The following is a 12,034-nucleotide window of genomic DNA, read 5'->3' on the forward strand; positions in this document are numbered from 1 at the left end:
GGCCTGCTTCCGTAGGAGGGGTGGGACGGTCACCGGCCGGGGTCGGCCGGGCGCGCCCCGGTGGCGGTCACCGGGGTGAGGTCGGCCTCGTGCACGTCGCCGTCGGGGTGGATCTCCAGGTAGGAGTTCCGCGACAGCGCGACGTGCCGGTGCATCGCCTCGGCCGCACGGGCAGCCTCGCCCGCGGCGATCAGCTCGGCCACCTGGCGGTGCTCGTGCCAGGCGCGCGGCGCGATGGAGGAGACCAGGGGGGCGAAGAACCAGCGGCTGCGGTGGGAGAGCTGCTCGCCGAACTGGAGCAGGAGGTGGTTGCGGGCGTGCACGAGCACTGCCCGGTGGAACCTCGCCGTGTGCGCCGCCATCTCCTGGGACGGCACTCCCCGCCGCCAGTCGGCGTCCGCGCGGTCGCAGATCCTCAGCAGCTCGGCGGCGTCCTCGGGGGTGCGGCGCACCGCGGCCAGGTGCGCCGCCTCGCGCTCGACCAGCTGGCGGGCCTCGAAGAACTCGTGGACCTGCTGCCGGGTGGGCTTGTTGACGAACGCGCCCTGCCGGGGGCGCAGCGTGATCCAGCCGTCCCGGTGCAGCCGCTGCAGCGCCTCGCGCACCGGCCCGCGGCTGACGCCGAGCTGCGCGGCGAGGCGCTCCTCGACGAGGTGGTCGCCGGGCGCCAGGGACCTGCTGATGAGCAGCTCCTGCAGGCGCTCGTACACGTGCTCGCGGAGGGGCAGGGCGGCGATGGGCAGTGCGTCGGACATCGGCCGGCCTCCACGCGACGCTCGGAAATGTCATCGTCCCGTGACACTGTAAACAGTAGACACTGCCGAATGTGAGCTGCTTCACTCCTGTGATCTCATCAACAGCATGTTGCTGACGCCCCCTCCGGCAGCGGGTGGGCCGGCATGCGGGAGGTCCCGCATCCGGTGCCCCGGCCACCGCCGGGTCGGCACCGACAGGAAGGCACACGATGCTCCCGACTCCCGGCCCCCACCCCGGCAAGCGGTCGCGACTCCTCCTCTCCCTGGGGGCGGCGACCACGCTGGCACTCACGGCCTGCGGCGGCGACTCGGCCGACGACACGGCCTCCGGCGGCGGCGAGGGTGAGACGCAGACGTTCAACGAGCAGCTCACCTTCGCCACCGGCGGCACCGGCGGCGTGTACTACCCCTACGGCGGTGGCATGGCCAACGTGCTGAGCTCGGAGATCCCCGGCCTGACGGTCACCGTCCAGGAGACGAACGCCTCCGTCGACAACATGAAGCTGCTCGAGACCGATCAGGCCCAGATGGCCCTCGCCCTCGGCGACGTCGTGTCCGACGCAGCGAACGGGGAGAACACCTTCACCGAGCCGCTGGACATCTGCTCGCTGGGCAACACGTACAACAACTTCGTCCACTTCTTCACGACCGCAGACACGGGGATCACCTCGATCGAGGACCTGGCGGGCAAGCGCGTCTCGCCCGGCGCCGTCGGCTCGGCCTCCGAGGTCACCGCCGACCGGATCATGGAGGCCGCCGGGATCGACCCGCAGGCCGACATCGAGCGGGTCCAACTCGGCGTCGCCGAGACGGTGGCCGCCATCCAGGACGGCACGGTGGACGCCGGCGCCTGGTCCGGCGGCCTGCCCACCGGTGCGATCGTCGACCTGGCGAGCACCAGCGACCTGGTGCTCATCCCCACGGGCGAGTACGCCGACCCGCTCGCCGAGGAGTACGGCGACTTCTACTTCGCCGAGGACATCCCGGCCGGTACCTACGAGGGCCAGGACGAGGCGGTGCCCAACGTGGTGTCGCCGAACATCCTCGTCGTCCGCTCCGACATGGACGAGGCCCTCCAGGAGGAGATCACCCGCACGATCTTCGAGAACAAGGAGCAGCTGCTCACCGTGCACCCGGCGGCCGAGGAGCTGAACGCGGAGACCGCCGACGAGGTCGGGTTCATCGAGACCTGCCCCGGCGCGCAGGCCTACTTCGACTCGGTCGGCTGACCGGCGGCCCGACCCGTGCGCTGCCGGGTGCCGGAGGGATCTCCGGCCCCGGCGACCCCGGGCCCTCCCGACGCCCGCTCGTGGCACGCCACCTCGTCCTCGCCGTCGTCGCGGTGCTCGTCACCGTGACGGCGGCGGGGGTGGCGGTCGCGGTCGCGACGGCCGAGGGCGGGCCCGTCGCGGTGGGCGAAGGGTCCCGGGCGGTCACCGTCCGCGGGCCGGACGGCGTGGAGATCGCCCGCGTCCCGCTGGACGGCGACACGTTCGCCGTCGGCTACCGCAACAGCATCTACCGGACCCTCGCCGAGGAGCGCTACCGTGTGCTCCCCGACGGCAGGTTCGAGCTGGTGGAACTGGCCGCGGAGCAGGTCGCGGTCCTCGAGGAGTACTACGCCGTGCCCGCCCCGCCCCGCCCGGCCCCGCCCCGCGACCGCCTGGCGTACGTGGTCCCGCCCGACCCGGCCCGGCCGGCGGTCTTCGACGAGCTCAACATCGCCGCCACCGACCTGGGCGAGCGGACGCTCCACGTGCCCGGCGCCGAGCCGGTCCCGATCTGGCAGCTCGTCGTCACCGACGACCCCACCGTGATTCTCGACATCGAGGAGAACCGATGAATCTCCGACGACTCACGCATCGGCAGGCCGAGCCGGGGACGACCGCGGGGGCCACCCGCGTCGCCGAGGACCAGCCGGGCGACGTCCCCGGCGCACCTCCGGCGAGCCCGGGTGCCGAGCGCGGGGACGAGGACGCCTCCACCATCGACAAGAGCCTGAACCGGCGTCGCGACGTCGACGAGGAGGCCATCGACGAGGAGGCACTGCTCGCCGAGTTCGAGGCCGAGAAGCCGGCGCGCCACCTCACCGGCATCCCGGGCCACGTCGTCGCGGTCATCGGCGTCGGGCTGTCCGTCTTCGCCCTCTACTGGGTGTTCAACCCGATGCCGCGGCAGGTCTACCTGCCCCTGTTCCTCAGCATCGGGCTCTTCCTGACGTTCCTGACCTACCGCGGCTGGGGCCGGTCGGACAAGGACAAGCTCAAGGGCAGGGCCGACCACCCCAACGTCCTCGACTGGCTGCTGGCGTTCGTGTCGCTGGTGCCGGGTCTCTACATGGTCTACGACTGGCAGGGCTTCTTCCGCCGGGCGATCACCCCGACCGACATGGACCTCGTCGTCGGCACGCTGCTGGTGGTCCTGATCTTGGAGGCCGCGCGCCGCACCGTCGGTCTGCTGGTGCCGCTCGTGGTGCTCGGCTTCCTGGCCATGGCCTACTTCGGCTCGGCGATGCCGAGCCCCTTCACGACCGCCGACTTCCAGTGGACGCGGCTCATCGGCCACAACGTGATGGGCACCCAGGGGATCTTCGGCGTACCGCTCGAGGTCGCCGCGACCTACATCATCCTGTTCACCATCTACGGCGCCGTCCTGGCGGCCTCCGGTGCGACGAAGTTCTTCATCGACCTGTCCTTCGCCGCCTTCGGTCAGTCGAAGGCCGGCCCGGGCCGCACCGTCACGCTCTCGGGCTTCCTGCTCGGCACGGTGTCGGGCTCGGGCGTCGCGACGACGGTGACCCTCGGTGGCTTCGGCTGGCCGCTGCTGCGCAAGGCCGGCTACCCGGCGGAGGCCGGTGGCGGTGTGCTCGCCGCGGCCGGCATCGGCGCGATCATGTCGCCCCCGACGCTGGGCGCCGCGGCGTTCATCATCGCCGAGCTGCTCAACGTCTCCTACCTCGAGGTGCTGATCTGGGCGACGATCCCGACGATCCTGTACTACCTCGGCATCGTGCTCGCGATCGAGTTCGACGCCCGCCGGCACGGCACGCACCAGGTCGAGGTGGAGGAGAAGTCGGCGTGGCGGCTGCTGCTCCGGTTCGGGTACCACTTCAGCTCGCTGGCCGCGATCGTCCTCTTCCTCGCCCTGGGCTACACGCCCTTCCGCGCCGTCGTGTACGCCACGGTCCTGGCCTTCCTGCTGAGCTGGCTGGACCGCGAGCACTGGATGACGCCGAAGCGGATCTGGCACGCGCTCGGCCAGGGCGCGGTCGGTGCCCTCTCGGTCATCCCGGTCATGGCCGTCGCCGGCATCATCGTCGGCGTCATGACCCTCACCGGTCTGGCGCTGCGGCTGGCCGGCATCATCGTCGACTTCTCCGGCGGCAGCCTGGTGCTCACCGCGTTGTTCTCGGCGATCGTGGTGATCCTGCTCGGCCTGGCGGTGCCGGTCACGGCGAGCTTCATCATCTCCTTCGTGATCATCTCGCCGGCGCTGCAGCAGGTCGGCGTCGAGCCGTTCGCCGCGGCGATGTTCATCTTCTACTACGCGGTGCTCAGCGAGGTCTCGCCGCCGACGGCGCTCTCGCCGTTCGCGGCCGCGGCGATCACCGGCGGCAAACCGGTGCCCACGATGTGGCTGACGTGGAAGTACACGCTGCCGGCGTTCCTGGTGCCGTTCATCTTCGTGCTCTCGCCCAACGGGGTCGGCCTGCTCTTCGAGGGTGGCGCGAGCACGGTCGCCATCGCGTTCGTCGCATCCTCGCTCGCGGTCGGCGCGCTCGCGGTGGTGACCGGCAAGTGGCTGATCGGCCCGGCGGGCTGGCCCGAGCGGGCGCTCTTCCTCGGCGCGGCGATCGCGCTGCTGGTCATGGAGCCGCTGTGGATCGCCATCGGCCTCGGCTTCGGCGTGCTCGGCACCGCGGTGCACCTCGTGATGCGCCGGCGTGCGGGCGACGACGTCGCCGCCAAGGTCAAGGGGATGGTCCCCGGGGGCGGTGGCGGAACCGACGGCGACGCCACGCCCCCGAGCGGCACCACGGCCGGCGCGACCACCTCGGGCACCGACCGTCCCGGTGAGCGCTGAGGTGGGAGCGCCCGGGCGGGTGGCGTCGTGATCTCAGGGGTCGCCGACCTGCACGTCCACGGCGCGCCGAGCCTGGTGGAGCGGCACGGCTTCGACCACGAGGTCGTCGGCGCGCACGGGTCGGTCGGTGTCGACCTGGCGGTGCTCAAGGCGCACGAGGGCTCGACCGTCGAGCGGGCGGTGTTCGCCGCCCAGCGCGGGGAGGCGGCCGGCGTCGAGGTGTACGGCGGCATCGTGCTCAACTCACCGGTCGGGGGCGCCAACCCGGACGCGGTCGAGGTGGCGGCACGGCTGGGCGGCCGGGTGGTGTGGATGCCGACGGTGTCGGCGCCGGCGCACATCGCCTCGCCGTCCAGCCCGGCCCGGTCGGTCCACCGGGGCATGGTGTTCCGGCAGGTCGACGTCGTCGACGACGCCGGTGCGCTGCTGCCCGCGTGGCAGGACGTGCTCGACGTCGTCGCCGCCCACGACCTCGTGCTGGCCTCGGGCCACCTCACCTGCGCGCAGGCCCTGGCACTGTTCCGCGCGGCGAAGGCGGCGGGGGTGACCCGGATGCTGTTCAACCACCCCCGGATGCCGTTCCTCGAGTGGGACGACGACGCGGCGCCGGAGCTTGCCCGGCTCGGGGTGGTGCTGGAGCTCGGCATCCTGCCCGACATCCTGACCACCGACGGCCCGCCCTCGACGACGCTCGGCGAGGTGTACCCCCACGACATGCTGGCCTTCGGCGGCGACCTCGGGCACGCGCACCACCCGACGATGGAGCAGGCGCTGCCGGGCTGGCTGGCCGGCCTGGAGCGGTCGGTGGGGGAGGCCGACGCCGAGCTCATCCTGACCACGGTCGGGCGACGGCTGGTGCGGCGGTGATCAGGATCGCGCTGCTGCCGGGGGACGGCGTCGGCGCGGAGGTGCTCGACGGGCCGACCCGGCTGCTGCACCGGCTGGCCGAGCGGGGCCTGGTGGAGGTCACCGGGCCGTGGCCGGTCGGGGCGACGGCCGCGGCCGTCACCGGCGAGGTGCTGCCCGACGAGACGCTCGCCGCCTGCGACGACGCGGACGCGATCCTGCTCGGCGCGGTGGGGGAGGACCCCGCCGTCCCGCCCGAGGTCTGCCCGCGACCCGAGGTCGCGCTGCACCGCCTCAGGGCCCGCTACGACCTGCGCATCTCGGTACGCGACATCCCGCTCGGCGAGGACGGCGAGCTCACCGTCGTCCGCAACCTCATCGGCGGCTCCTACGGCACCGGGCCGGCCGACCGCACGTACTCCGAGGGCGGCGGCGAGGCCGCGGACGTGCTGCGGCTGACCCCCGGGCGCATCAGCGAGGTGGTCGAGCTCGGCATCGACCGGCTGCTGCAGCGGGGTGGTGGCCGGCTGGTGTCGGTGGACAAGGCGAACCTCTACGCCACCGGCCGGCTCTGGCGGCAGGTCGCCACAGAGGTCGCCGGCCGCCGCGGCGTCCCCGTCGAGCACCGCTACGTCGACCGCGCCGCCTTCGAGCTGGGGTCGGGCGCGGAGGTGCCCGCGGTGATCGTCACCGAGGGGCTGCTCGGCGACATCCTCAGCGATCTCGCCGCCGGCCGGGCCGGCTCGCCGGCGCTGTGCGGGTCGGCGTCGATCCACCCCGGCCCGCCGGCGCACGGACGCTGCCAGGGGTTGTTCGAACCGGCGCACGGCTCGGCGCCGCGAAGGGCCGGCCTGCGCCAGGTCGATCCGCTCGGCGGCTTCCTCGCCCTGGTCGCGCTGCTCCGGCACTTCGACACCACCCGGGCGCTGGGCGACCAGTTGCGCGCGGCCACGCACGCCGTGCTGCGGCACGGCCCCTGGACCTACGACCTCGCCCCGGCCGGGATGACGCCGGCCTCCACCGACGAGGTCGCCGATGCCGTGCTCGCCGCGTTCGACGCGACCGCACCCGGCGGCGCGGGCGGGACGGCGGGAGAGGTCTCGGAGCCGGACGTCCGGGTGCCGGCCGAGGTGCTGGAGGCCTGGACGGTCGAGGTCCTGGAGTCCGTCGGCGTCCGCCCGGCGCACGCCCGGGAGGTGGCGCACGTGCTCGGCTACGCCGACCTCTCGGGCATCGACTCGCACGGCATCGCCCGGCTGCCCGCCTACGTGACCATGATCGGCACCGGGGCCATCGCCGCGGACGGCGAGCCGGTCGTGCACTCCGACGGCGGGGCGGTCGCCCTCGTCGACGGGCAGGGGCTGCTCGGCCACCCGGTCACGGCGCTGGCGCTGGACGAGGCGGTGGCGCGGGCGCGGCGGTACGGCGTCGGCTGGGTCAACGTGCGCCGCAGCAGCCACCACGGGGCGAGCGGCTCCTACGTCCACGACGTCGCGACCCAGGGCCTGCTCGGGCTGGTGGCCACGAACACCGGTCCCATCGTCGCCCCCACGGGCACCGGGCGGCCGTACTTCGGCACCAACCCGCTGGCTCTCGGGGTGCCGGTGGACGGCGAGGACCCGATGGTCTTCGACATGGCCACCTCCGCGGTGGCCGGCGGCAAGTTCGAGATCGCGCTGCGGCAGGGGCTGCCCGTGCCCCTGGGCTGGGGGCTGACCGCCGAGGGCCGGCCGACGACCGACCCCGCGGCGGTCTTCCCGGGCAAGGGCGCCCTGCTGCCGCTGGGCAGCGACCGCGAGCGCTCCAGCCACAAGGGCTACGGCCTCGGCCTGCTGGTGGAGGTGCTCACCGCGGTGCTCGCCGGCGGCCCCCTCGGCCCGGAGGTCGGGAACCTCACCTTCCGGTCGGAGCCCCGGCCGCCGGGCACCAGCCACCTCGTCGTCGTGCTCGACCCGGCGCGGCTGGGTGACCCCGTCCGCATGCGGGGCGAGATGCGGCGGATGCTGGCCCAGCTGCGGGCGCTGCTGCCCGTCGACGAGGAGCTGCCGGTGCGGACGCCGGGCCAGCGCGCCGCCGCCGAGCGCGCGCGTCGCCGGGCGGACGGCGTGCCGCTGGACCGGGAGACGCACGCGGCGCTGGTCGCCGTCGGCGACCGGCTGGGCCGGCCCCTGGGGGCCGCCGCCCGTGGCTGAGGGGACCGACGCCGCCCCCACCGGGCCGGCGGCGCCCGCCGCCGTCCCGGTCGCCTCCGGTCGCGCCGTGGTGCAGGGCGTCTCGGTCTCGGTGCTCGGCGTGCTGCCGGCCTTCCTCGTCGGCGCCCTCGCGGTGCAGATCCGGGCCGACCTCGGGGTGGGCCTGGGCGTCTTCGGCCTGGCCGCCGCCACCCTCTTCGCCGTCTCGGGGTCCCTGGCCCGGCCGGGTGGCCGGCTGGTGCAGCGGCTGGGCTCCCGCCGGGGCACCGCGCTGGCGGCGCTGCTGTCCATCGCCTCGCTCAGCGTGATCGCGCTCGCCCAGTCGGCGGCCTGGCTGATGGTCGGGCTGGCGATCGGCGGCCTCGGCAACGCCGTCGCCCAGCCCTCGGCCAACCTCGGCATCTCCGAGCTGGTCACCGAGGCCCGGCTGGGGCTGGCGTTCGGGATCAAGCAGTCCTCGATCCCGGCGGCGACGCTGCTCGGCGGGCTGGCCGTGCCGGGGATCGCGCTGGTGCTGGGCTGGCGCTGGGCGGTGCTCGCCGCGATCGGCCTGGCGCTCGGGCTGCTGCTGTGGGCGGTCGGCACCGGCCGGGACGCCCGGTCCCGAGCCCCCACGGCCGTGGACCGTGGACCGGACAAGGGCATCCCCCGCCGGGGGCTGGTCGTGCTCACCGTCGGCGGGTTCCTCGGCTCGGCGGCGGCGACCTCCACCGGGGTGTTCCTCGTCGACTCCGCCGTCGCCGCCGGCCTCCGCCCGGGTGCCGCGGGCCTGCTGTTCGCCGCCTGCTCGGTGTTCGGCCTGGGCGCCCGGGTGTGGTTCGGGTGGCTCGCCGACCGGTACCCCGACCGCAGCCGCTACCTGTTCATCGCCAACCTGATGGCCGGTGGTTCGGTCGCCTACCTGCTGCTGGCCACCGGCGCCACGCCGCTGTTCGTCGCCGGGTCCTTCGGCGCCTACCTGCTCGGCTGGGCCTGGACCGGGTTGTTCCACTTCGCGGTGATCCGCGACAACCGGACGGCGGCGGCCTCGGTGACCGGCTTCGTGCAGACCGGTCTGTCCCTCGGCGCGGCGAGCGGGCCGCTGCTGTTCGGCGTCGTGGCGCAGGCTTTCTCCTACCGCGCGGCGTGGTCCACCGCGGCGGTGCTGAGCCTGGCGGCGGCGCTGACGGTCCGCTCGGCCCGCCGCACCGTCCGCCGGTCCCGGGGCCTGCCGGTGACGTCGCTGCGGCACCCGTGGCGGCCGGCGGCCGTGCCCGACCTGCACTCCCCGACCTGACCGGCGCGCCCGGCCCGGACCCGCTCCGGCGCCCCGCGCACCACGAGAGGAGCACCCCGATGAGCACCTGCCGGCTGCACCCGCCGGGTCCCCGGCCCGATCCCGCGCTGCTGGCCCGGGCCCGGGCGCTGCCCACCAGCATCCTGTCCGACAGCATGGAGCGCGCCCAGGGCGCGACGGGTCTGCACTGGGTGCCGGGCGCCGCCTGGCCGCGCGTCGCCGGGCCGGCGTTCACCGTGCGCACGCGCCCGGGCGACAACCTCGTGGTCCACCGCGCCCTGGACCTCGCCGAGCCGGGCGACGTGCTCGTCGTCGACGGCGGCGGTGCCCTGGACCGGGCGGTGCTGGGCGAGATCATGGCGCGCTACGCCGCCGCGCGCGGTCTGGCGGCGCTGGTGGTGGACGGCGCCGTCCGCGATCGCGAGGGGCTGGCAGAGGGCCCGGTGCCGGTGTTCGCGCGGGGGATCAACCACCTCGGGCCGTACAAGGACGGCCCGGGGGAGCTCCGCGGCCCGGTGCAGGCCGGTGGCGCGGTGGTGCGCTGCGGCGACCTGGTCGTCGGTGACGGTGACGGCGTGGTGGTCGTGCCGCACGAGCGGGCCGCGGAGGTGGTCGGGGCCGGGGAGGAGCGGCTGGCCGCCGAGGAGGAGACGTTCCGGCAGATCGCCGCGGGGACCCTGGACCGCTCCTGGGTGACCGCGGCGCTGACCGAGTCCCCGGCCGGCGAGCGGGCCGCGCGGTGAGCCCCCGCTGGGGGCTGATCGGGTTCGGCGAGGCGGGCCGGGTCATCGGCGCGGCGGTCGCCGCCGCGGGCGCCGACCTGCTGGTGCACGACCGGGTCCTGCTGGACCCCGCCCGTGGGCCGGCGGCGCGCGCGGCGATCGAGGCGACCGGTGCCCGCGCGGCAGGAGACCTCGCCGACTTCGCCGACCGGGACGTCGTGCTGTCGCTGGTCACGCCGGCGACGGCGGTGGCGGCGGCGGTGGAGTGCGCCGTCGGCACGCGCCCCGACCTGCTCTACGTCGACCTGAACTCCACCGCGCCGGGCGACAAGCGCGCCGTCGCCGAGGCCCTCGGCGGCGACCGGGTGGTCGACGGCGTGATGACCGGCGGCGGGATCCGGCTGGACGGCGCGGCGATCCCGATCTCGCTCGCCGGCCCGCAGGCGGAGCAGGCGGCGGAGCTGCTGCGCGGGGTGGGGCTGAAGGCCGGCGTCGTCGGCAGCGAGGTGGGGGCCGCGGCGGCGCTGAAGATGCTGCGCAGCGTCGTCGTCAAGGGCATGGAGGGGCTCTGGGTGGAGGCGCTGCTGGCCGCGCGGGAGCTGGGCGTCGTCGAGCCGCTGATCGCCATGGTGGAGGAGACGCTGGACCGCTACCCGACGCGGGACTTCGCCACGATGCTGGTGACCACCCACGTCGGGCACGCCGGGCGGCGCCAGGTGGAGGTGCGGATGGCCCGGGACACCGTCGCCGGGACCGGGGTGCCGCCGCTGCTCTCCGGCGGGCTGCTGGCCCGGCACGAGCTGACCGCCCGTGGCCTGGCGGCGGCCGGCCACGAGCCCGGCGAGGTGCCGGGGTCGCTGGCCGAGGCCCTCGACGTCCTGGGGCGGCTGCCCACCGACCCGCCGGGCTGAACCGGCTCAGCCGTGGCGGGCCTGACGGCGCAGCCGCTGGGCCGCCACAAGCTGCGGCCGGTCGTGCACGAGCATGCGCCGGCCCTGGACGACCACCGCGCCCGCCACCACCGAGACGGCCGCGGTGGCATACCAGGCGACCGCGTAGGAGGTGGAGGAGACGACGACGCCGAAGGCGAGCGGCCCGAGCGCCGCCCCGGCGCCCATCCCGCCCTGGGTGATGGAGGTGGCGCGGGCGGCCATGCCCGGGTGCATGCGGGCCACCGAGTAGGTGGAGAGCCCCGCCCAGGCCCAGCCGGTGCAGTAGCCGATCACCGCGCCCGCGGCCACCAGGACCTCGACGCCGGTGCCCAGCAGGGCGTAGGCGAGGCCACCGATCGACATCTGCGCGGCGACGACCAGCAGCCAGCGCGTGCGCACCCGGTCGGCCAGCCAGCCGAACGCCACCCGCGCCGCCGCGCCGGCGCCGCTGGCCACCGCGGCGAGCACCCCCGCGGTCGCCGGGGCGATGCCGGAGTCGACGGCGGTGGCGACGAAGAAGGACCCGAGCGCGTTGCCCGTGGCCGCGCCCAGCATGAGCCCGACGGCGAGCACGACGAGCGCCGCCCGGTGGAACGGGCCGGCCGCCTCCGAGGTCTGGGCGGCGTCCCGGGCCGGCAGCCGCGCGCCCCCGGGGACGCCGAGCAGCACCAGCACTGCCAGCACGCTGCCGATCACGAAGGCGGTGCGCCAGCCCAGCGGGATGGCGACGAGCGGGACGGCGACCCCGGCGAGCATGGTCGCCAGCGGGATCGCCGCCTGCTTGGTGCCGTAGGCCAGCCCGTGCCGGCCCGGGGTCACCGCCCGGGCGATCAGGTCGTTGCTCGCCGGCTGGCCGATGCCGTTGCCCCAGCCCGCCAGGACCAGCGCGCCGACCAGGACGGCGGTGTGCTGCGCGGCCAGGGCGACGGCGAGCATCGACAGGCCGCCCACGAGGGCAGAGAGCCGGACCACCGGCGAGGTGCCGAAGCGGCGCACCACGACGCCGGCGGTGAGCGCCGAGACCGCGGAGACGAGGAAGAAGCAGGCCACCAGGACGCCGAGGAGGGAGGGGCCGAACTCCAGCTCCTCGCGGATCTGCACCCACAGCACGCCGACCATGTAGATCGGCAGCACCCCGACCGTCGTCACGGTCACCGCGGCGACCGCGGCCGCGGTCGAGCTCGCCGGGCCGCGGCCCCGCCACCCGCGCACGGCGGTCAGGCCCACC

General features: G+C 75.2%; 10 protein-coding genes. 8 read left to right on the plus strand and 2 right to left on the minus strand.

The window, feature by feature from the left end; translation table 11 throughout:
- Window positions 1–29: 29 nt before the first annotated feature.
- On the minus strand, window positions 30–755 hold the full coding sequence (locus tag ACI792_RS16645) for a GntR family transcriptional regulator (RefSeq protein ID WP_456603569.1): 726 nt from the start codon (window positions 753–755) through the stop codon (window positions 30–32).
- Window positions 756–964: 209 nt separating this feature from the next.
- On the opposite strand from ACI792_RS16645, the gene ACI792_RS16650 reads away from it, so the two are divergent.
- The 8 genes from ACI792_RS16650 (at window position 965) to ACI792_RS16685 (ending at window position 10,785) form a co-directional block, all read left to right on the plus strand.
- The gene (locus ACI792_RS16650; RefSeq protein ID WP_456603570.1) at window positions 965–1,984 is read left to right on the plus strand and encodes a TAXI family TRAP transporter solute-binding subunit; all 1,020 of its coding nucleotides are present in this window, start codon (window positions 965–967) and stop codon (window positions 1,982–1,984) included.
- A gap of 80 nt (window positions 1,985–2,064) precedes the next feature.
- Complete coding sequence (locus tag ACI792_RS16655; RefSeq protein ID WP_456603571.1) at window positions 2,065–2,598, plus strand: hypothetical protein; 534 nt, start codon at window positions 2,065–2,067, stop codon at window positions 2,596–2,598.
- On the plus strand, window positions 2,595–4,838 hold the full coding sequence (locus ACI792_RS16660; protein WP_456603572.1) for a TRAP transporter permease: 2,244 nt from the start codon (window positions 2,595–2,597) through the stop codon (window positions 4,836–4,838). The genes ACI792_RS16655 and ACI792_RS16660 overlap by 4 nt, the downstream gene beginning before the upstream one ends.
- 27 nt (window positions 4,839–4,865) lie before the next feature.
- Entirely contained in the window at window positions 4,866–5,705 is an 840-nt protein-coding gene (locus tag ACI792_RS16665) for a DUF6282 family protein (protein WP_456579916.1), read from the plus strand.
- Window positions 5,702–7,876 carry an Ldh family oxidoreductase gene (locus ACI792_RS16670; RefSeq protein WP_456603573.1) on the plus strand — a complete coding sequence of 725 codons (2,175 nt, stop codon included), beginning with the start codon at window positions 5,702–5,704 and terminating at the stop codon, window positions 7,874–7,876. The genes ACI792_RS16665 and ACI792_RS16670 overlap by 4 nt, the downstream gene beginning before the upstream one ends.
- Window positions 7,869–9,152, plus strand: coding sequence for an MFS transporter (locus ACI792_RS16675; RefSeq protein ID WP_456603574.1), 1,284 nt, complete (start codon window positions 7,869–7,871; stop codon window positions 9,150–9,152). The genes ACI792_RS16670 and ACI792_RS16675 overlap by 8 nt, the downstream gene beginning before the upstream one ends.
- A gap of 59 nt (window positions 9,153–9,211) precedes the next feature.
- Complete coding sequence (locus tag ACI792_RS16680) at window positions 9,212–9,895, plus strand: RraA family protein (protein WP_456603575.1); 684 nt, start codon at window positions 9,212–9,214, stop codon at window positions 9,893–9,895.
- On the plus strand, window positions 9,892–10,785 hold the full coding sequence (locus tag ACI792_RS16685; RefSeq protein WP_456603576.1) for a DUF1932 domain-containing protein: 894 nt from the start codon (window positions 9,892–9,894) through the stop codon (window positions 10,783–10,785). The genes ACI792_RS16680 and ACI792_RS16685 overlap by 4 nt, the downstream gene beginning before the upstream one ends.
- 6 nt (window positions 10,786–10,791) lie before the next feature.
- On the opposite strand, the gene ACI792_RS16690 is transcribed toward ACI792_RS16685, so the two are convergent.
- A complete protein-coding gene (locus ACI792_RS16690; RefSeq protein WP_456603577.1) occupies window positions 10,792–12,033 on the minus strand; it encodes an MFS transporter in 1,242 nt (413 codons plus the stop codon).
- Window position 12,034 lies beyond the last annotated feature (1 nt).

Source organism: Blastococcus sp. SYSU DS0669, from assembly GCF_054050895.1.

Bases quoted from the DNA above. Each gene is read 5' to 3' on its own strand.
- ACI792_RS16645 (WP_456603569.1), bottom strand. From the start codon at position 755: ATGTCCGACGCACTGCCCATCGCCGCCCTGCCCCTCCGCGAGCACGTG.
- ACI792_RS16650 (WP_456603570.1), top strand. From the start codon at position 965: ATGCTCCCGACTCCCGGCCCCCACCCCGGCAAGCGGTCGCGACTCCTC.
- ACI792_RS16660 (WP_456603572.1), top strand. From the start codon at position 2,595: ATGAATCTCCGACGACTCACGCATCGGCAGGCCGAGCCGGGGACGACC.
- ACI792_RS16680 (WP_456603575.1), top strand. From the start codon at position 9,212: ATGAGCACCTGCCGGCTGCACCCGCCGGGTCCCCGGCCCGATCCCGCG.